General features: G+C 50.8%; 19 protein-coding genes and 1 rRNA gene. 9 read left to right on the top strand and 11 right to left on the bottom strand.

Annotated features, from left to right (window positions below; translation table 11 throughout):
* Window positions 1-23 precede the first annotated feature (23 nt).
* From atpE to asnC, 7 genes are all read right to left on the bottom strand, one after another.
* Entirely contained in the window at window positions 24-263 is a 240-nt protein-coding gene (gene atpE / locus On2M_RS23950) for a F0F1 ATP synthase subunit C (protein WP_003023794.1), read from the bottom strand.
* Window positions 264-309: 46 nt separating this feature from the next.
* On the bottom strand, window positions 310-1125 hold the full coding sequence (gene atpB / locus On2M_RS23945; protein WP_151217179.1) for a F0F1 ATP synthase subunit A: 816 nt from the start codon (window positions 1123-1125) through the stop codon (window positions 310-312).
* 7 nt (window positions 1126-1132) lie between these two features.
* A complete protein-coding gene (gene atpI, locus On2M_RS23940; RefSeq protein WP_151217181.1) occupies window positions 1133-1513 on the bottom strand; it encodes a F0F1 ATP synthase subunit I in 381 nt (126 codons plus the stop codon).
* Window positions 1514-2127: 614 nt separating this feature from the next.
* Window positions 2128-2751 (bottom strand): 16S rRNA (guanine(527)-N(7))-methyltransferase RsmG, encoded by a 624-nt coding sequence (gene rsmG, locus On2M_RS23935; RefSeq protein ID WP_151217183.1) that lies wholly within the window; start codon window positions 2749-2751, stop codon window positions 2128-2130.
* Window positions 2752-2852: 101 nt separating this feature from the next.
* On the bottom strand, window positions 2853-4742 hold the full coding sequence (gene mnmG / locus On2M_RS23930) for a tRNA uridine-5-carboxymethylaminomethyl(34) synthesis enzyme MnmG (RefSeq protein WP_210905545.1): 1890 nt from the start codon (window positions 4740-4742) through the stop codon (window positions 2853-2855).
* A 372-nt stretch (window positions 4743-5114) separates the two neighbouring features.
* Window positions 5115-5564, bottom strand: a complete 450-nt coding sequence (gene mioC, locus On2M_RS23925; RefSeq protein WP_151224050.1) for an FMN-binding protein MioC — start codon at window positions 5562-5564, stop codon at window positions 5115-5117.
* Window positions 5565-5653: 89 nt separating this feature from the next.
* Window positions 5654-6112: a transcriptional regulator AsnC gene (gene asnC / locus On2M_RS23920; RefSeq protein WP_003023780.1), complete on the bottom strand. Its 459-nt coding sequence runs from the start codon at window positions 6110-6112 to the stop codon at window positions 5654-5656.
* 151 nt (window positions 6113-6263) lie between these two features.
* Between asnC and asnA the strand changes: the two genes are divergently transcribed.
* Entirely contained in the window at window positions 6264-7256 is a 993-nt protein-coding gene (gene asnA, locus On2M_RS23915; protein ID WP_151217189.1) for an aspartate--ammonia ligase, read from the top strand.
* Window positions 7257-7259: 3 nt separating this feature from the next.
* On the opposite strand, the gene viaA is transcribed toward asnA, so the two are convergent.
* Window positions 7260-8711 carry an ATPase RavA stimulator ViaA gene (gene viaA / locus On2M_RS23910; RefSeq protein ID WP_187259930.1) on the bottom strand — a complete coding sequence of 484 codons (1452 nt, stop codon included), beginning with the start codon at window positions 8709-8711 and terminating at the stop codon, window positions 7260-7262.
* A complete protein-coding gene (gene ravA, locus On2M_RS23905; RefSeq protein WP_210905544.1) occupies window positions 8705-10201 on the bottom strand; it encodes an ATPase RavA in 1497 nt (498 codons plus the stop codon). Before ravA ends, viaA begins: the two co-directional genes overlap by 7 nt.
* A gap of 328 nt (window positions 10202-10529) precedes the next feature.
* On the opposite strand from ravA, the gene kup reads away from it, so the two are divergent.
* The 7 genes from kup to rbsR all read left to right on the top strand — a co-directional run bounded on the left by kup (window position 10530) and on the right by rbsR (window position 18476).
* Entirely contained in the window at window positions 10530-12398 is a 1869-nt protein-coding gene (gene kup, locus On2M_RS23900; RefSeq protein ID WP_151217194.1) for a low affinity potassium transporter Kup, read from the top strand.
* Between the two features lie 192 nt (window positions 12399-12590).
* Window positions 12591-13010, top strand: a complete 420-nt coding sequence (gene rbsD / locus On2M_RS23895; protein ID WP_151217196.1) for a D-ribose pyranase — start codon at window positions 12591-12593, stop codon at window positions 13008-13010.
* A gap of 7 nt (window positions 13011-13017) precedes the next feature.
* The gene (rbsA, locus tag On2M_RS23890) at window positions 13018-14523 is read left to right on the top strand and encodes a ribose ABC transporter ATP-binding protein RbsA (protein WP_210905543.1); all 1506 of its coding nucleotides are present in this window, start codon (window positions 13018-13020) and stop codon (window positions 14521-14523) included.
* Between the two features lie 5 nt (window positions 14524-14528).
* Window positions 14529-15494 (top strand): ribose ABC transporter permease, encoded by a 966-nt coding sequence (gene rbsC / locus On2M_RS23885; RefSeq protein WP_003023762.1) that lies wholly within the window; start codon window positions 14529-14531, stop codon window positions 15492-15494.
* A gap of 24 nt (window positions 15495-15518) precedes the next feature.
* The gene (gene rbsB / locus On2M_RS23880; RefSeq protein WP_003023760.1) at window positions 15519-16409 is read left to right on the top strand and encodes a ribose ABC transporter substrate-binding protein RbsB; all 891 of its coding nucleotides are present in this window, start codon (window positions 15519-15521) and stop codon (window positions 16407-16409) included.
* Window positions 16410-16550: 141 nt separating this feature from the next.
* Window positions 16551-17480 (top strand): ribokinase, encoded by a 930-nt coding sequence (gene rbsK / locus On2M_RS23875; protein WP_151217198.1) that lies wholly within the window; start codon window positions 16551-16553, stop codon window positions 17478-17480.
* Window positions 17481-17483: 3 nt separating this feature from the next.
* Window positions 17484-18476: a ribose operon transcriptional repressor RbsR gene (gene rbsR, locus On2M_RS23870; protein WP_151217200.1), complete on the top strand. Its 993-nt coding sequence runs from the start codon at window positions 17484-17486 to the stop codon at window positions 18474-18476.
* Here the strand turns inward: rbsR and mdtD are convergent.
* Window positions 18442-19869 carry a multidrug transporter subunit MdtD gene (gene mdtD, locus On2M_RS23865; protein ID WP_151217201.1) on the bottom strand — a complete coding sequence of 476 codons (1428 nt, stop codon included), beginning with the start codon at window positions 19867-19869 and terminating at the stop codon, window positions 18442-18444. The genes rbsR and mdtD overlap by 35 nt on opposite strands.
* 1 nt (window position 19870) lies before the next feature.
* Window positions 19871-20575 (bottom strand): FadR/GntR family transcriptional regulator, encoded by a 705-nt coding sequence (locus tag On2M_RS23860; protein WP_151217203.1) that lies wholly within the window; start codon window positions 20573-20575, stop codon window positions 19871-19873.
* A gap of 479 nt (window positions 20576-21054) precedes the next feature.
* Between On2M_RS23860 and On2M_RS23855 the strand changes: the two genes are divergently transcribed.
* Window positions 21055-21149 (top strand): 16S ribosomal RNA (locus tag On2M_RS23855); the annotation flags it as partial.

Genomic DNA, 21149 nt, shown 5'->3' with positions numbered 1-21149 from the left:
GCTCTTAATTCAAGCAACGCTTACTACGCGACAGCAAACATCACGTACAGACCCAGACCTACAGCGATCATTGGGATTGCATCCACCAGACCCATAACGATAAAGAACTGAGTACGCAGCAGAGGAATCAGATCCGGTTGACGCGCTGCGCCTTCCAGGAATTTACCCCCGAGGATGCCGATACCGATCGCAGCACCGATTGCCGCCAGACCCATCATCACAGCGGCAGCAATGTACAGCAGATCCATATTCAGGTTTTCCATGACAGTCTCCAGTTTGTTTCAGTTAAAACGTAGTAGTGTTGGTAAATTAATGCTCTTCAGATGCCATCGACAGATAGACAATCGTCAGAACCATAAATATGAAGGCTTGCAGCGTGATAATCAGTATGTGGAAAATGGCCCACGGCACATTCAGGATCCACTGTGACCACCACGGCAACAGACCAGCAATCAGAATGAAAATCAGCTCACCAGCGTACATGTTACCGAACAGTCGCAGACCAAGTGAGATTGGTTTGGACAGCAGGCTTACCCCTTCAAGGATTAAGTTGATAGGGATGAACGCCCAGTGATTGAACGGCTGCAGCGTCAACTCTTTCGCGAAGCCACCGATGCCTTTCATTTTGATGCTGTAGAACAGAATGAGGATAAATACGCCCAGCGCCATCGACAGGGTGATGTTCACGTCAGCAGACGGAACCACACGCAGAGCCGGCAGGCCAAAGATATGCTCACCGATGTACGGCAGCAGGTCGATAGGCAGTAAATCCATAAAGTTCATCAGGAATACCCAGACGAAAATCGTCAGGGCCAGCGGAGCAATCAGCTTGCTTTTGCCATGGTACATGTCTTTCACGCTACCATTCACAAAGCCGATTACCAGCTCAATCGCGGTCTGAAATTTACCTGGTACGCCGCTGGTCGCCTTTTTGGCCACGCTACGGAACATAAGCAGGAACAACAGACCCAGAACCACCGAGAAGAAAATGGAGTCAATATTGAGCGTCCAGAAGGTGGCTGGGGGGTTGTGCGGATCCACCAGCGAGAATGTACGTAGGTCCAACTGAAGGTTATTCAGATGGTGTCCTATGTAATCCTGCGGCGTCATATTTTCTGAAGCCATGATGCCTTTACCCTTTGTTGTTAATTACAGCCGGCGCCAGTATCTGAACCACCAGCACCAAAACCCACGTAACGATCAGCGGCATGAATACCGCTTTCAAAACAGCCAACGCCACCACCAGCAAAACCAGCATCGCTAACACCTTGAAGGCTTCGCCAAAAGCGAACGTCCAGGCTACTCGACCTTTAGCTGGTGTATGCGCCTGGTGACGCCAGGCAAATATCATAAACAACACATTAGGCAGTAACACTGCCAATCCACCGCACAACGCGGAGATGCCCCAGAAAGGGTCTTTGAGGCTAAACAGCAGTCCACTTGCTGTTACCGCCAGAAACTGTGTGAGCAAAAGCTTACGAGCAACGTTTCGACTCAAGAGCGACATAGACATCACGTTTTTACTCCTGCTCCCTTCGAGGTATGCCGCGTGTCGTATAAAACGTTCTTTATGGCTTAGAGTCAAGCATCAAAAAGCGGTCAAATTATACGGTGCGGCTTCTCGATTTCAAACAATAAGTAGCTAAAAAGTGAATAAATGTTTAAATATTTTTCGCTACCCCACATTTATCACTTTTATGCAAACTGTGAACGATCATGCAAAACTGCAAAAGCCGCGTAAATACTGGCTGCAAAGCGTGCACCAGATCACATATTAAGCATATTCGCCCCGACACTATTTATTTACTTGGCAAATGATGCCATTTCAACTTTTTGATATTTAAGCCTAAAATTCGTTACTGTTTTAAAAATAGCGAATAACAACAAAAAAACCACCCATTGACATTTATAATAAAAAATTAACACGAACGGTGATTCTTTGAATCTATTTTTAGCAGGCTGATATTTTCATAGCTGACTTGTTTCGCTTTTAACAAAAAACGCTACGTTATAGTTATGATGCAAAACCGTAAGACACTAGTGAAATGTAACGACATTTAACCACACTATTCCCTATGACTTTTAACACCTGAAGAGCCGTTTTTTTTCTATTTTTTTTGATAAAAATTAAATTTTGTTTGGTTTAATAACCACCAGATGACGTTCACCATCCAGTTGCGGAACGCGTAATTTTTCGACCGACTCGACGCTGAATTCTGCAGGCAACGAGGCTATTTCATCTTCAGGTAACTGCCCTTTTAGCGCATAAAAACGCCCATCCTGACCTGGTAAATGATGGCACCAGCTCACCATATCATTAAGTGACGCAAAAGCACGGCTAATCACCCCATCAAACGGCGGCTCTGAAGGGAATTCTTCAACGCGACTTTGCACAGGAGTGATGTTAGTAAGCGCAAGCTCATGCTGCACCTGACGCAAGAAACGAACGCGTTTTCCCAGACTATCCAGCAGTGTGAAATGCGCTTCAGGACGCACGATGGAGAGAGGGATCCCCGGTAGGCCCGGCCCAGTACCGACATCGATAAAACGCTCGCCCTTCAGGTACGGCGCGACGACAATGCTGTCCAGAATATGGCGCACCAGCATTTCGTTGGGATCCCGCACCGACGTCAGGTTGTACGCTTTGTTCCATTTATGCAGCATATCGACATACGCAATCAGCTGATTTTTCTGGTGATCGGTAAGAGAAATACCGGCATCAGCCAGCAGACGAGAGAGTTTGTTGAGCACGGTCGTTACCTGTATATAATCTATTGCCCGACGCGCTGTCGCTTATCGGGCCGACAAATTTGTAGGGCGGGCAAACGAAGCGCTCCCGCCAAAAAGTGATATCAAGCGCTGCGACGCAGCATACCTTGTTTTTTCAGCCATACCAGCAGAATGGAGATGGCGGCAGGTGTTACGCCGGAAATACGCGATGCCTGGCCGATCGATACCGGTTTGTGATCGTTCAGTTTGGCAATGACTTCATTCGACAAGCCTGAGACCTGACGATAATCCAGCGTTGCAGGCAACAGGGTGTTCTCATTACGCTGTTGTCTTTCGATCTCTTCCTGCTGACGGGCGATATATCCTTCGTATTTCACCTGAATTTCAACTTGTTCCGCGGCCTGAGCATCGTTAAGCGCAGGTGCGAACGCAGATAAAGAGGTCAACTGGGCATAGGTCATATCCGGGCGACGCAGCAAATCTTCACCGCTGGCTTCACGTGACAAAGGCGTAGCCAGGTGAGCATTCACTTCTGCTGCAGACTCCGCTAACGGGTTAACCCAGGTTGATTTGAGACGCTGGCGTTCTTGTTCGATGCGCTCCAGTTTCTCGTTGAAGCGAGCCCAGTGCTCATCGTCCACCAGTCCCAGCTCACGGCCAATTTCGGTCAGACGCAGATCGGCGTTATCTTCGCGTAGCATCAAACGGTATTCAGCGCGTGAGGTGAACATACGGTACGGTTCTTTCGTACCCAGCGTACACAGATCGTCCACCAGTACACCCAGATAAGCCTGATCGCGACGCGGTGCCCAGCCGTCTTTGTCAGCAGACAAGCGTGCGGCGTTCAGACCTGCCAGCATCCCTTGCGCGGCAGCTTCTTCATAACCAGTCGTACCGTTGATCTGACCAGCAAAGAACAGACCCTGGATGAATTTGCTTTCCAGAGTAGGTTTAAGGTCGCGCGGATCGAAGAAATCGTACTCAATAGCGTAGCCGGGACGAACGATTCTGGCATTTTCCATTCCCTGCATAGAACGGACAATTTGCATCTGCACATCGAACGGCAGGCTGGTGGAGATGCCATTCGGGTAAATTTCATTAGACGTCAGTCCTTCCGGCTCAAGGAAGATCTGATGCTGGTTACGATCGGCAAAGCGCATCACTTTGTCTTCGATCGACGGGCAATAACGTGGGCCGATACCTTCGATCACGCCTGCGTACATCGGGCTACGATCGAGGTTATTGCGGATCACGTCATGGGTTTTTTCATTGGTATGCGTGATGTAGCACGGCATCTGGCGCGGATGCTGAGAGGCATCGCCCAAAAACGAGAAGACCGGCATCGGGTTATCGCTGTTCTGCTGACCGAGTACGCTGAAATCAATCGTGCGCGCATCGATACGCGGCGGCGTACCGGTCTTCAGGCGGCTGACGCGCAGCGGCAGTTCACGCAGACGGCGTGACAGTGGAATAGACGGCGGATCGCCGGCACGGCCACCGCTGTAGTTATCCAGACCAATATGAATTTTGCCGTCAAGGAAAGTCCCCACGGTTAACACGACCGCTTTGGCACGGAACTTCAGACCCATTTGGGTCACTGCGCCCACAACACGATCATTTTCAACAATCAGATCTTCAACCGCCTGTTGGAAGATCATCAGGTTGGGTTGATTCTCCAGTGCGGTACGTACAGCCTGGCGATAGAGCACACGATCGGCCTGAGCGCGAGTAGCTCGAACGGCAGGCCCTTTGCTGGCGTTTAGTATCCTAAACTGAATGCCTGCATGGTCGATCGCTTTTGCCATCAACCCACCAAGCGCATCCACTTCTTTTACCAGGTGTCCCTTCCCAATACCGCCGATCGCCGGGTTGCAGCTCATTTGCCCCAGAGTGTCGATATTGTGTGTCAAAAGCAGGGTCTGTTGGCCCATTCGCGCCGCGGCCATCGCGGCCTCAGTGCCTGCATGACCCCCGCCAATGATGATGACGTCAAAAGGATCCTGATAAAACATGGTAATTGCCTCGCATAACGCGGTGTGAAAATGGATTGAAGCCCGGGCCGTGGATTCTACTCAACTTTAGTCGATGGAGAAAGACCTGGGATCCTGGGTATTAAAAAGAAGATCTTTTTATTTAGAGATCTGTTTTATTGTGATCTCTTATTAGGATCGCGACTTTCTGTGGATAAGGGCGATCCTTTGAATAAGATCAACAGGTTGTTGAGGATCATTAGCTGTGAATGATCGGTGATCCTGGTCCGTATAAGCTGGGATCAGAATGAAGGGTTATACACAACTCAAAAACTGAACAACGGTTGTTCTTGGGATAACTACCGGTTGATCCAAGCTTTTAACCAGAGTTATCCACATAAAAAAGTACGATCTTTACAAATCTCTGAGCAATGGATGCCAGGATCCCAGCCAAATTTCAGCCGGATCTTCCGGAATTTCATGTTCCAGTACGTTGATCCTGAGCGTTTCGCCTACCTGTTTTGCCCCACAGGCTTTCAGTTCGGCTTCCAGCTTGTCGATTGCGCCGCAAAAAGTGTCATATTCACGACTGCCGATCCCGATTGCGCCAAAGTACACTTGTGACAAGTCCAGTTTCTGCTCGCGTAAGGCATCATATAAAGGCTGCAGGTTGTCAGGAATGTCTCCTGCTCCGTGTGTGGAGCTAATCATCAGCCAGATCCCGTCAGTCGGGACCTCTTCAGGCATTGGTCCATGCAGTATTTCGCTGGAAAAACCAGCGTCGTCCAGCTTTTCAGCCAGATGCTCTGCTACATATTCCGCACTGCCAAGCGTGCTGCCGCTGATAAGAGTGATGTCTGCCATTGATCGCCCACCTTTATAAAGAGGGCGTATTGTACGCTGTGAGCGAGCTGGGATCTACCTGTGGAAAAATGGGGGATTAAAAAAAACGATCATGGCTTGATGGTGCGCATGATCGGGTTCTGCAGGACGATCAGGGTTTCAGTGGACTGAATTTCATCAATTGTTTGGATCTTGTTGATAAGTACCTGCTGCAACGCATCGATCGATTTGCACATTACCTTAATAAAGATGCTGTAGTGCCCGGTGGTGTAATATGCTTCGGTCACTTCATCGAGGCTTTCCAGTCTGGCCAGCGCCGACGGATAGTCTTTCGCACTTTTCAGGATGATGCCGATAAAGCAGCCAACGTCATAGCCCAACTGTTTGGGACTGACATCAATTCGCGCGCCGGTAATGATCCCAGCCTGCTTCATCTTTTCTACACGAACGTGAATTGTCCCCGGGCTGACGCCGAACTGTTTGGCTAATTCAGCGTACGCGGTGCGGGCATTTTCCATCAGGGCGTCAAGAATGCCGCGGTCCAGATTGTCGATCTGATAATTTTCCATAGGTTTTTCTTATATAGATTAATGATTCATTCTATTTTAGCCGCTATTTTTAACGAATCAAAATCGAAGTCGGCTTTTTGTTTGTTGATTATTGAATATTACCTCCATTCTGTTGCTTAATCATAGGCAACAGGACACAGGAGTACACATAATGAAAACCGCTTACATTGCCAAACAACGTCAAATTAGCTTCGTAAAATCTCATTTTTCTCGTCAGCTGGAAGAGCGTTTAGGCCTGATTGAAGTTCAGGCACCGATCCTCAGCCGCGTAGGAGATGGCACGCAGGATAACTTGTCGGGCTGTGAAAAAGCGGTGCAGGTGAAGGTTAAAGCATTGCCGGACGCTCAATTCGAAGTGGTTCATTCCCTGGCGAAGTGGAAGCGTCAAACGTTAGGACAACATGACTTTAGCGCAGGCGAAGGGCTGTACACGCACATGAAAGCCCTGCGTCCCGATGAAGATCGCCTCTCCCCGCTGCACTCAGTGTATGTTGACCAGTGGGACTGGGAGCGCGTTATGGGCGACGGCGAGCGTCAATTTTCTACTCTGAAAAGCACGGTAGAGGCTATCTGGGCAGGAATTAAGGCTACCGAAGCTGCGGTTAGCAAAGAGTTTGGTCTGGCACCGTTCCTGCCAGAGCAGATCCACTTTGTTCATAGTCAGGAGCTGTTATCTCGTTATCCGGATCTTGATGCAAAAGGTCGTGAACGTGCGATCGCTAAAGAGTTGGGCGCGGTATTCCTGGTGGGGATCGGCGGCAAACTCAGTGATGGTCATCGCCATGATGTGCGTGCGCCGGATTATGATGACTGGAGTTCAGCGTCTGATCTGGGCCATGCCGGTTTGAACGGAGATATTCTGGTCTGGAACCCGGTACTGGAAGATGCGTTTGAGCTGTCTTCTATGGGGATTCGTGTGGATGCTGACGCTCTGAAACACCAGCTGTCTTTGACCGGTGATGAAGATCGCCTGAGTCTGGAATGGCACCAGGCGCTGCTGCGCGGTGAAATGCCGCAGACGATTGGTGGAGGGATTGGGCAGTCGCGTTTGACCATGCTGTTGCTGCAATTACCGCACATTGGTCAGGTTCAGTGTGGCGTATGGCCGGCTCAGGTACGTGAAAGCGTCGCTTCTCTGCTGTAAGAATTAACGCCGCCAGCGTCTGAGCAGGCGACTTCGCATCCCGGTATCAAAGCGCCAGATATGATCGAAAATGCGCATGATGCCGGGTTTTCCGTGTGCTGACATCGCCACTGCATGAAAACGATGCTGGTGAACTCGCTGCAATTCACCCACTTTATTGACGACCTCATCGGGTAATCGCTGAGCGATAAAATCTGAGATCACCACCGCATCGGCATCAAACCATTCCCGACCCTGCATGCGCTCAATAATGGCGCGAAAACAGCTGGCGATATCTGTACCGCCGCGAAAGCGCTGACTTAAAAAACGGATCGCCTGTTCGATACCCTCCGGACCGGACAGCTCATAGCGCACCACTTCTGTTGAAAACAGCATAATGAAACAGCGCCGGTTATCGGCAAGAGCGACGCGCATTAGCGCCAGGCAAAAGGCTTTCGCACATTGCTCATTAAATCCGCCCATCGATCCCGAGGTATCGACGCAGACGATAAAAGGCCCGCGCGGCTGCTCGTCAAAATCCTGATGCACCACAGGCCGTTCCGTGACTTTTTCACGCCACGCTTCGCCGTGCAGGCGATAGGTCAGCAGTTGTTTTTCCACCAGCCGACGGTAGAACTCGTATTCCAGTTCGGTAATGCCCAGCGTCGCCAGTTCAGGCGGCAGCAGGCGCAGGATATCGTCGCTTTGCTGGATGCCATCCACTTGCTCCGGTACGGTTGCCGGTTCGCGCACCAGCGTACGGAAGGTTTCCATTGGCGCATCTTTACGCGGCACGGATTTCGCTTCTCTGGAACGACCTAATTGCTCAGCCAGACGCTGGAGTTCAGGTTGTTGCGTCAGAAATTCGCCGTATTTCACCATCAGCTGATAATCACCGCGCTTGATTTGACCAGCGCTCATATCCCACAACCGACCCGCGGCGTTGTCATTTTCTGCCAGGACGGGTTCCAGTTGCCCGCTGAGAGTCATCCGCTCCTGTACTTCGCTGAGCAAATGTTCACGCTCTTCTTCCAGCAATTGTTGATTCAGCGTGGTGGTTTGCACTACCAGACTCAGGCGCCAGCGCTGGAGAAAAAGCGTATGCAGGGCGGGCGTAAACGTGTTGTTGTCATCGACTAACTGCTGCGCTTGTCCGGCCCACGGTGAATGGAGGCGGTGCAATAACGACAATATTTGCGGTAGCTGGACGATAAACTGTGCATGAGAGAGGAGCTGACTTTGTTGATAACAAATGACCTCTTCCGCCAACTCCGGCGGCACATGGGTATCTTTGAGCCGACTACGCAAAGATTCACGCCAGCGCGGTATATCTTCAGCGATCGCTTTTTTGAGGCGCGGGAATTTTTTAAAAAAAACCACCATCTTCGGAGAAGCCAGCAGGGCGACGATCATCTCTTCGATCATCGCCTCTTCGCTGACTGCCAGCATGATGTTGAGCGTATCAAGGGTTAGCATTGTTGCGCCTGGCGGATTTGCATCCCGACATCCTGTAGACTGGCTTCTATGCGGCCTAACCAGTCATTATGAATAAACATGCACTTTTGTTGTTCGCTAAATGCGCTGTGCTGCTGGTGCCACTCGTTATCAAGCGCTTCAAGCTCTTGTTTTATCTCTGCAGGCATACTTTCTTGTGATGAACCTGGCAGCGCCAGACGAGATCCTTGCAAACTGACGTCGCGTACGACCAGGTGTTGTGCGCTATCCACTTCCATGTTCAGCGTCTGAGCAAAACCGATTCCGTTTAATTTTCCGCGGATCTCACCGCCTTTGGTTAGCCACAGTTCCAGTGCGCTACGATCAAAAGCAATATGGATGACTTCCATATCATGCAGCTTCAGGGGCTTTTGCAGCAGTAATGTCAGGATTGAGGATGTGGCTTCTGGCGGTAAATCATAATGAGGACGACGGCTGAACATGCCGCCCTGACGGATCACCGTGAACGCAGTTTTATCGCTTTGCTGCTGCTGGAGTTGAATGCGACGTTGCACAATGCTGCCCAAACGCGTCAGCATAGCCTGCTGCTGCCAGGCGTGCCCGGTCATCAATATTTCCAGCTGCTGCTGCATCAGATTCAGGCTTTGTGCGTCGTACCACAGGCAATCTTTCAACAGGATGAGGTCAATAGGGACGACCGCATCACGTCCGCTAAAGAAGGCGCTGGCCTGGAGCAAGCGAATGGCTTTTTTCCAGCGACGATCGGACACGTACGGGGCATTCGGTAGCGTGTCCAACTGCTGACGTAGGGTGAAAATAAGCTCAAACACGCGATCGGGAAGCTTGATGGCGCCAATGTCTTTTTGCCACTGGTAATACTCTTCATCCGTCACCTGTAATGACGCCGGGACCGGGTTGTCGCTTTCATCTTGCTGACTTAGCAGCATTGAGCGGAAGTTGGCTTTGTCCTGAACTTTATCCAGCCACAGGCGTATCAGCATACGGTCATACAGCGCTTCCAGGCTGCTGTCTGCTTCTGGCAGTTCGTTGGAGGCTGCCACCAGCAGGCGCATCGGGATTTTCTCTTCATGCGCGCCGTTGCGGAAGTGGCGTTCGTTAATGGCGGTCAGCAGGGTGTTAAGAATCGCCGGGCCCGCCTTCCAGATTTCATCAAGAAAGACGATTTCAGCTTCAGGAAGATAGCCTGCCGTTAAGCGTTCATAGCGACCTTCGTCTTTAAGCGCCTGAATGGACAGTGGGCCGAAGACCTCTTCTGGCGTAGAGAAGCGCGTCATCAGGTATTCGAAAGCGCGCGCATTTTGAAAAGCAAACTTCAGTCGGCGGGCAATTAAGCTTTTCGCTATCCCGGGAGGGCCTAATAAGAAAACGCTCTCGCCGCTGAGTGCAGCCAGCAGACACAGACGAATGGCGTGGCTACGTTCATAAAGTCCCTTTTCCAGCGCATTGCTCAGACGGGAAATTCTTTCCGCTAATAAATGTGGGTGAGCCATAATGAAGTGGCGTCCTTTCGCCAAATGTACTGCGTGAACTGCGAGTATAGATGCTCCACACCTGTACATTAATAGACTGAAGGTGCGCTAAGTTTTCTTTGAGCCAGATTAATCTGGTCACATTTAGGGGTACGATTTTATGATTAATCGTGCATACTGTGCGCCTTTTTGTGGGCCAAGGGACGACGCACACATTTCTTATATATACACCAAATCAATCAATCTACACCAAGGTGGCAATGGAGTTTTCTCCTGGGATGGGGAAATAACGAATGCAGCCCAGACGGAGTGGCGTGAAAGATGAGGTGTATAAACGAAAGACGAGTCTATGAGCACTGATAATAAACAATCATTGTCTGCGATTACCCTTGCGGCCATTGGGGTTGTCTACGGTGATATTGGTACCAGCCCACTTTATACGCTTCGTGAATGTTTATCCGGCCAGTTTGGTTTTGGCGTTGAACGTGATGCAGTATTTGGCTTTCTCTCGCTGATTTTCTGGCTGTTGATCTTTGTTGTCTCTATTAAATACCTGACGTTTGTCATGCGCGCTGATAACGCCGGAGAAGGTGGGATCCTGACGCTGATGTCATTAGCCGGGCGCAATACCTCGGCGCGAACCACCTCCATGCTGGTGATTATGGGGTTGATTGGCGGCAGCTTCTTTTATGGAGAAGTGGTGATAACGCCTGCCATTTCGGTGATGTCGGCGATTGAAGGCCTGGAGATCATTGCCCCGCAACTGGATACCTGGATTGTTCCGCTCTCGATAATCGTACTGACCCTGCTGTTTTTGATTCAAAAACACGGTACCGGCATGGTCGGTAAGCTGTTTGCGCCGATTATGTTGCTGTGGTTCCTGACACTGGCGGTATTAGGCGTGCGAAGTATTATTGGCAATCCGGAAGTACTACAGGCGCTAAATCCGTATTGGGCGGTGCATTTCTTTCTCGAATTCAAAACATTGTCCTTTATTGCGCTGGGGGCCGTGGTGTTGTCGATTACCGGTGTTGAAGCGCTGTATGCGGATATGGGCCACTTCGGTAAGTTGCCGATTCGTCTGGCCTGGTTCTCTGTGGTGTTGCCTTCGCTGGTACTGAACTATTTTGGTCAGGGGGCGTTACTGTTAAAGCATCCTGAGGCGATCAAAAACCCGTTCTTCCTGTTGGCGCCGGAGTGGGCGTTGATCCCGCTACTGATTCTCGCCGCGCTGGCGACGGTAATCGCTTCGCAGGCGGTTATCTCCGGCGTCTTCTCGCTGACGCGTCAGGCCGTACGTCTGGGATATTTATCGCCAATGCGTATTATCCATACCTCGGAAATGGAGTCGGGCCAGATCTACATTCCTTTCGTTAACTGGATGCTCTATTTTGCGGTGGTTATCGTGATTGTGAGCTTTGAACACTCCAGTAATCTGGCCGCGGCGTACGGGATTGCGGTAACGGGGACGATGGTACTGACGTCTATTCTGTCTACCACCGTGGCGCGTAAAAACTGGCACTGGAATAAATACTTTGTCTTCCTGATCCTGGTAGCGTTCTTATGCGTCGATGTTCCGCTGTTCTCCGCGAACCTCGATAAACTGATTTCCGGCGGTTGGCTGCCTCTGACGCTGGGTCTGGTGATGTTCACCATTATGACCACCTGGAAAAGCGAGCGTTTCCGTCTGCTGCGTCGCATGCATGAGCACGGCAACTCTCTGGAGGCGATGATTGCCTCGCTGGAGAAATCCCCACCAGTACGCGTGCCGGGAACGGCGGTATATATGTCCCGTGCGTTGAACGTCATCCCGTTTGCGCTTTTGCATAACCTAAAGCATAACAAGGTGTTGCACGAACGCGTGATTCTGCTGACGCTGCGTACTGAAGATGCACCCTATGTACACAACGTGCGTAGGGTGCAGATTGAGCAGTTATCGCCAACCTTCTGGCGCGTAGTGGCCAGCTACGGTTGGCGTGAAACGCCGAACGTCGAGGAAGTGTTCCATCGCTGTGGTCTGGAAGGCTTAAGTTGTCGGATGATGGAAACCTCCTTCTTCATGTCGCACGAGTCGTTGATTGTTGGTAAGCGACCATGGTATTTGCGCCTGCGCGGCAAGTTGTATCTGCTGTTGCAGCGCAATGCGCTGCGTGCGCCAGACCAGTTTGAAATCCCACCAAACCGGGTTATCGAGCTCGGTACGCAGGTCGAGATTTAATCTCATGGACGCCCTCTTTCATCGCGAAAGGGGGCGTTTTGTTTTGTTCCTCCCAGTTTTCATTTCATCGAATGATAATCCTTGCGAAACGTTTCGATGGTGATCACATTTTCGTAACGTCGCGGTGGTTTTCTGTCCACTCTTCGAACTACACTTATTTTCAGCGAAACGTTTCGCTAGTGGGGAAAGAAAATGAAGAAAGGCACGGTACTCAACTCTGAAATTTCATCGGTGATCTCTCGTCTGGGGCATACCGATACGCTGGTGGTGTGTGATGCAGGTTTACCCATCCCTAACAACACAACGCGTATTGATATGGCATTAACTCAGGGCGTACCTTCTTTTATGCAGGTATTGGATGTGGTTACTCGTGAAATGCAGGTCGAGGCGGCCATTCTCGCGTCGGAAATTAAACAACATAATCCGCAACTCCACGAAACGTTGCTCAGTCACATTGAGCAACTGCAACAACACCAGGGAAACACCATAGAAATTCGTTACACCACGCATGAACAATTCAAAAAACAAACCGCAGACAGTCAGGCGGTAATTCGCAGCGGAGAATGTTCTCCGTATGCGAATATCATTCTCTGTGCTGGCGTCACGTTCTGAGGCCATCATGAACGCATTACTGCAACTCAAAGGGATCGATAAAGCGTTCCCGGGCGTAAAAGCGCTATCCGGCGCCGCGCTGAATGTCTATCCAGGCCGCGTAATGGCGCTGGTGGGCGAAAACGGCGCGGGCAAATCCACCATGATGAAGGTGCTGACCGGAATCTATACCCGTGATGCCGGTTCCTTATTGTGGCTGGGGAAAGAGACCACTTTTAACGGCCCAAAATCTTCCCAGGAAGCCGGAATCGGTATTATCCACCAGGAGCTGAACCTGATCCCGCAACTCACTATCGCCGAGAATATTTTTCTCGGTCGCGAGTTTGTGAATCGCTTTGGCAAAATAGACTGGAAGAAGATGTACGCCGAAGCCGATCTGCTGCTCGCCAAACTGAATCTGCGCTTTAAAAGCGACAGACTGGTCGGTGAGCTGTCGATTGGCGATCAGCAGATGGTCGAAATTGCTAAAGTGCTGAGCTTTGAATCGAAGGTCATCATTATGGATGAACCGACGGATGCCCTCACCGATACTGAAACCGAATCCCTGTTCCGCGTCATTCGCGAACTGAAATCCCAGGGACGCGGCATTGTCTATATTTCTCACCGCATGAAAGAGATCTTCGAGATTTGCGACGACGTAACCGTCTTCCGCGACGGGCAGTTTATTGCCGAGCGTGAAGTCGCATCGCTTACCGAAGACTCGTTGATTGAAATGATGGTGGGACGTAAGTTGGAAGATCAGTACCCGCGTCTGGAAAAAGCGCCGGGTGATATTCGCCTGAAGGTCGATAATCTGTGCGGTCCTGGCGTAAATGATGTGTCATTCACGCTGCGTAAAGGTGAGATCCTTGGCGTATCGGGGCTGATGGGGGCTGGGCGTACCGAGCTGATGAAGGTGTTGTTCGGCGCATTGCCGCGTACCAGCGGCTACGTCACCCTTGATGGCCATGAAGTTGTCACCCGTTCGCCGCAGGATGGACTGGCTAACGGCATCGTCTATATTTCTGAAGACCGTAAACGCGATGGTTTAGTGCTCGGCATGTCGGTGAAAGAGAACATGTCACTGACCGCACTGCGTTATTTTAGTCGCGCAGGTGGAAGCCTTAAACATAAAGACGAGCAGCAGGCTGTAGGGGATTTTATTCGCCTGTTCAATGTTAAAACGCCATCGATGGAACAGGCTATCGGCCTGCTCTCCGGCGGTAACCAGCAGAAAGTAGCGATTGCACGCGGTCTGATGACCCGTCCAAAAGTTCTGATCCTCGATGAGCCGACGCGCGGCGTCGACGTTGGGGCGAAAAAAGAAATCTATCAGCTTATCAACCAGTTTAAGGCTGATGGGTTGAGTATCATTCTGGTCTCTTCTGAGATGCCAGAAGTATTGGGCATGAGCGATCGAATTATCGTTATGCATGAAGGGCATCTCGGCGGTGAATTCACTCGCGAGCAGGCCACTCAGGAAGTATTAATGGCTGCCGCTGTGGGCAAGCTTAATCGCGTGAATCAGGAGTAAAAAAGATGACTACCCAGGCTGTTTCTGGTCGCCGTTATTTCACTAAAGCATGGCTTCTGGAGCAAAAGTCGCTCATCGCTCTGTTAGTGCTGATCGCGATTGTTTCCACCATGAGCCCTAACTTTTTTACCGTTAATAACCTGTTCAACATTCTCCAGCAAACGTCGGTGAATGCCATTATGGCCGTCGGGATGACGTTGGTTATCCTGACGTCGGGTATCGATCTGTCCGTCGGTTCCTTGCTGGCGCTGACCGGTGCGGTTGCGGCTTCGATTGTAGGGATTGAAGTCAATGCGCTGGTGGCTGTTGCTGCGGCTCTGGCGCTTGGCGCTGCCATTGGCGCGGTAACCGGGGTGATTGTCGCGAAAGGCCGCGTGCAGGCCTTTATTGCGACTCTGGTGATGATGCTGCTGCTGCGCGGTGTGACCATGGTTTACACCAACGGCAGCCCGGTAAACACCGGGTTTACTGATAATGCCGATCTGTTTGGTTGGTTCGGGATTGGGCGTCCATTAGGCGTTCCTACGCCAGTGTGGATCATGGGGATTGTCTTCCTCGCAGCGTGGTACATGTTGCACCACACGCGTCTGGGTCGTTATATCTATGCACTGGGTGGTAACGAAGCGGCAACGCGTCTGTCCGGAATCAGCGTCAGTAAAATCAAAATTATCGTTTACTCACTGTGCGGTCTGCTGGCATCGCTGGCGGGTATCATTGAAGTCGCGCGCCTCTCCTCTGCGCAACCGACGGCAGGTACAGGCTATGAGCTGGATGCTATCGCTGCGGTGGTATTAGGCGGTACCAGCCTCGCGGGTGGTAAAGGACGAATTGTTGGGACGCTGATCGGCGCATTGATTCTTGGTTTCCTCAATAATGGTTTGAATTTGTTAGGTGTATCCTCCTATTACCAGATGATCGTCAAAGCGGTGGTGATTTTGCTGGCGGTACTGGTAGACAACAAAAAGCAGTAACAACGATTACAGGACATCTTAAATATGAACATGAAAAAACTGGCTACCCTGGTTTCTGCTGTTGCGCTGAGCGCCACCGTGAGCGCGAATGCGATGGCGAAAGATACCATTGCGCTGGTGGTCTCCACCCTCAACAACCCGTTCTTTGTCTCTCTGAAGGATGGGGCGCAAAAAGAGGCAGATAAGCTGGGCTACAACCTGGTGATTCTGGACTCGCAAAACAACCCGGCGAAAGAGCTGGCTAACGTTCAGGATTTAACGGTTCGCGGGACCAAAATTCTGCTGATCAACCCGACTGACTCCGATGCAGTGGGTAACGCCGTGAAGATGGCTAACCAGGCGAAAATTCCGGTTATCACCCTTGACCGCGTAGCGTCTAAAGGCGAAGTGGTAAGCCATATTGCATCTGATAACGTGCTGGGCGGCAAAATTGCGGGTGATTACATCGCGAAGAAAGCAGGTGAAGGCGCGAAAGTTATCGAACTACAGGGTATTGCCGGTACTTCTGCGGCGCGTGAGCGTGGCGAAGGTTTCCAGCAGGCCGTTGCGGCGCACAAGTTTAACGTCCTGGCCAGCCAGCCGGCAGACTTCGACCGTACTAAAGGTCTGAACGTCATGCAGAACCTGCTGACCGCGCATCCAGACGTGCAGGCCGTATTTGCTCAGAACGATGAAATGGCGCTGGGTGCGTTGCGCGCGCTGCAAACGGCGGGTAAATCTGATGTGATGGTGGTTGGATTTGACGGCACTCCAGATGGCGAAAAAGCAGTAAATGATGGCAAACTGGCTGCGACCATTGCTCAGCTGCCGGATCAAATCGGCGCGAAAGGCGTTGAGACTGCGGATAAAGTCCTGAAAGGCGAGAAGGTTCAGGCTAAATATCCGGTTGACCTGAAGCTGGTCATCAAGCAGTAATACCGATTCAGGTCGCTCGCGACCTGATGGAGACATAAATACGCCATCCATGGATCTTGTTCTGAGGATGAAAGCGTAAAAAGAAAAGCAGGGCACGCGCCACCCTAACCCGGTGGCGCACTTTGACTTGGAACACCAAATATGAAAACCGCAGGCAACCTCGTTGTTCTTGGCAGTATCAATGCCGATCACATCCTCAACCTTAACTCTTTCCCAACACCGGGTGAAACCGTAACCGGTAGCCATTATCAGGTGGCATTTGGCGGTAAAGGCGCGAATCAGGCTGTTGCTGCGGGTCGGAGTGGCGCGAATATCGCATTTATTGCCTGTACGGGCGATGATGATATTGGCGAAAGTGTTCGTAAACAGTTAGCCAAAGATAATATCGATATTGCTCCGATTAGCGTAATTTCGGGGGAATCGACCGGTGTGGCGTTGATTTTTGTGAATGGTGAAGGCGAGAATGTCATTGGCATTCATGCTGGTGCGAACGCAGCACTTTCGCCCGCACTGGTGGAAGCGCAGCATGAGCGTATTGCGCAGGCGTCCGCTTTGCTGATGCAGTTAGAGTCGCCGATCGAAAGCGTACTGGCTGCGGCAAAGATTGCCCATCAGAATAAGACTCTGGTCGCCCTTAACCCAGCTCCGGCACGTGAACTTTCTGACGAGCTGCTGGCGCTGGTGGATATTATTACCCCGAATGAAACCGAGGCTGAAAAGCTGACGGGGATCCGGGTTGAAAATGATAAAGATGCGGCCAAAGCGGCGCAGGCATTGCACGCGAAGGGGATCCATACTGTATTGATTACCTTAGGGAGTCGCGGTGTGTGGGCCAGCGTAAACGGTGAAGGTCAGCGAGTACCGGGTTTTAAAGTTGATGCTGTGGATACCATCGCCGCCGGGGATACCTTTAACGGCGCGTTAATTACAGCGTTACTGGAAGAGACTCCGCTGCCTGAAGCGATCCGTTTTGCGCATGCGGCTGCGGCGATTGCGGTCACCCGTAAAGGCGCTCAGCCTTCCGTTCCATGGCGCGAAGAAATAGAAGCGTTTTTAAGTCAGCAGAGGTAACGCTTGGCTACAATGAAGGACGTCGCCCGCCTGGCGGGAGTTTCCACATCGACGGTTTCTCACGTCATTAATAAAGATCGCTTTGTCAGTGAGCCTGTTACTGACAAAGTTGAAGCGGCGATTAAAGAACTTAACTACGCGCCCTCTGCACTGGCGCGTAGTCTCAAGTTAAACCAGACCCGCACTATTGGCATGTTAATTACTGCCAGTACCAATCCCTTCTATTCCGAACTCGTACGCGGCGTTGAACGTAGCTGTTTTGAACGCGGTTATAGCCTGGTGCTGTGTAATACCGAAGGTGATGAACAGCGCATGAACCGTAATCTGGAAACGTTGATGCAAAAACGGGTGGACGGCTTGCTGTTGCTCTGCACGGAAACACATCAACCTTCCAGGGAGATAATGCAACGCTATCCTTCTATACCGACCGTCATGATGGACTGGTCGCCTTTTGATGGTGAAAGCGATCTGATTCAGGATAATTCCTTGTTGGGCGGAGATTTAGCCACTCAACATCTGATTGAAAAAGGGTTTACGCGCATTGCCTGCATCACCGGGCCGCTGGATAAAACCCCGGCGCGTTTACGTCTGGAAGGATATCGTGAAGCAATGAAGCGGGCGGGTTTGCTTGTTCCTGAAGGTTACGAGATTACCGGTGACTTTGAGTTCGGCGGCGGCTTTGAGGCTATGCAGACGTTGCTGTCGCATAAACTGCGACCGCAGGCCGTTTTTACCGGCAATGATGCCATGGCGGTCGGCGCGTATCAGGCTCTGTACCAGTCAGGATTACGCATTCCGCAGGATATGGCGGTGGTGGGATATGATGATATTGAGCTGGCGCGCTATATGACGCCGCCGCTGACGACTATCCATCAACCAAAAGATGAATTGGGCGAACTGGCCATCGATGTATTAATTCATCGAATGGCGCAGCCCGCATTGCAGCAACAGCGCTTGCAGCTTACTCCTGTTTTGATGGAGCGGGGGTCGGTTTAGGCTTATGTCGCTCTTTAATCAGGTTACGTCCATCTTTGGCTTTTAGCAGCATGAACATCAGCGCGGACACTACTGTGATAGCGCCCATCGTCATAAAGGTGTAGTGGAACTGCTCTACCGTATTCGTTCCTTCCATACCTTCATAGATACGCAGAACGGCGGCGCTGATGGCGACCCCTAAACTGATTGATAACTGCTGCGTAACGGCCAGCACGCTGTTGCCGCTGCTGGCGTTTTCATCGGTCAGATCCGCCAGAGTGATGGTATTCATTGAGGTAAACTGAGTGGACATCGCCATACCTAAAATGAACAACGGCAGAATTAGCATCCAGACCGGCATGGCGGGAGATTGCAATGCGAACTGCGCAATCATCAGACCAATAAATACTGTAACACCCACCAATGTTGTCCTGTAACCGAGTCGGCGCAGCACTTGAGTCACCATCGATTTCGCCAGTATTGAACCCAGCGCTGTTGGCGCCATCATGCAACCGGCTATCAGCGCCGGATATCCAAAGCCTACCTGCAACATCAGCGGCATTAAGAACGGTACGCACCCTGTACCCAGACGTGTGGCAAGGTTTCCGGCGATCCCGACGGAAAAGGTTCGGGTCTTAAAAATAGGTAGCGATATCAGCGGCGTTGGATGACGGCGTGCGTGTCGAATGTAGGCGAGTAGTAACAAAACGCTGGCAAGAATAATGCTGAGCGCTATCCAGGTTGCGACCAGCTTCTCACCGAACAGCTCAACTCCACTGGAAAACAGCACCAGGCTCAAACCAAACAGAAAAAAACCGGTCATATCAAAGCCACGGCGTGGTGTGGTGAAGTTCGGCATATATTTGCGTGCATAGAAGATACCGGCAACGCCAATTGGAATATTAATCAGGAAGATCCAGTGCCAACTGGCCCACGTGACCAAAACCCCGCCTAAAACCGGGCCTAAAATCGGCCCCACAAGTCCTGGCATGGTTACGAAGTTAAGTACAGGAAGTAGTTCACTGCGAGGGTAAGCGCGCAATAATGCCAGACGGGCAACCGGCATCATCATGGCACCGCCGATACCCTGAATAACGCGAAAAATCACCAGTTCGCTTAGGGAGCTGGACAGCGCGCAGGCCAACGATCCCAGCGTAAACAGGCTAACTGCTATCATAAAGACGCGCCGGGTGCCGAACCTGTCTGCCAACCAGCCACTCACTGGGATCAGCATTGCCACCGTCAGGGTATAACTGATGATGGCCGATTGCATGGCAAGTGGGGAACGGTTGAGGCTGTGTGCGATTGCGGGTAACGCAGTATTTAGGATAGTGGCGTCTAATGCCTGCATAAAAAAGGCCATGGCAGCTATCCACGGTAGTCCGGCCATACTGCGTGATTTCTTTTCTGACATATTATTTATCCGGTAGCACGTTCGGTGCCATCAGCAATGCCTGACAGGCAGTGAAAGCGCGATCCCCATTGCTATCATCTATCGCATCGACAATGGCCTGGTGCAAATCCAGCTTAACCACATCGTTATATGTAATAGAAGTAAAGTAGGTTTGGTAAACAGAATGGAACAGTGATGCAAAGGAGATAAGGAACGGATTAGCACTCATTTCATAGATGTGTTCATGCCAGGCGATATCAACCTCAATCCAGCGCTCACGTCTGAAGTTTCTTTTCAGCTCAACCATCTCTTCCATCAGCGTGTTGAGATGCGCTTTCTGTTCTGCCGTGCCGATAGTTGCCGCCAGTAAACATGCCTGAGGCTCCAGGCTGATACGCATTACCAGAAAATGTTTAATGACCTGTGGGAAGTTATCTTCCGTCATCCACCAGGTGAGCAGTTCCTGGTCGAGGAAGTTCCAGTTTGCCTGCGGCATAACGCGTGTACCAATACGCGGGCGCGGTAATACCATACCCTTTGCCGTTAACGTTTTTACCGCTTCTCTTACTGCGGTACGACTTACGCCAAACTGATCGCCCAGCTCTATTTCACCAGGCAGTATCGCGCCTGGTGCATATTCACCTTTTAGTATTCGCTGAGCCAGCTTTTCGGCCAAAACGTAAGACAGGTTTTTCTGTGCGGCTAGCTGTTGGGCATTTAACGGCATGAATGTTCTTCCTTACTCTTTTTCTTATTCATTAGTATGCCACCAGGAACTGTGATTGCGGCTGCAAAAACGGCAATTTGCTTATTTTATGGCATGTTAATGGTGGTTTTGGTGAAAAAATATGCGTTCAGAAAGTTATTTTAAATTTCCCCTTGTCAGCCTGAAATAACTCCCTATAATGCGCCTCCACTGACACGGAACAACGGATTACAAGCCGCCGGGTCAGCGGGGTTCCACTGAGAACTTCGTAGAGAAAAGCAAAAATAAATGCTTGACTCTGAATGAGGAAAACGTAATATACGGGACCTCGCGACAGAGCGCTAAAGCGCGTCGCAACTGCTCTTTAACAATTTATCAGACAATCTGTGTGGGTACTCGAAGATACGGATTCTTAACGTCGCAAGACGAAAAATGAATACCAAGTCTCTGAGTGAACATACGTAATTCATTACGAAGTTTAATTCACGAGCATCAAACTTAAATTGAAGAGTTTGATCATGGCTCAGATTGAACGCTGGCGGCAGGCCTAACACATGCAAGTCGAACGGTAGCACAGAGGAGCTTGCTCCTTGGG

It is taken from the genome of Citrobacter sp. On2M (assembly GCF_018035235.1).
GTDB classification, from domain to species: domain Bacteria; phylum Pseudomonadota; class Gammaproteobacteria; order Enterobacterales; family Enterobacteriaceae; genus Citrobacter; species Citrobacter meridianamericanus.
Note: the sequence above shows the minus strand (reverse complement) of the source record. Positions and strands in the feature narration are given on the sequence as shown.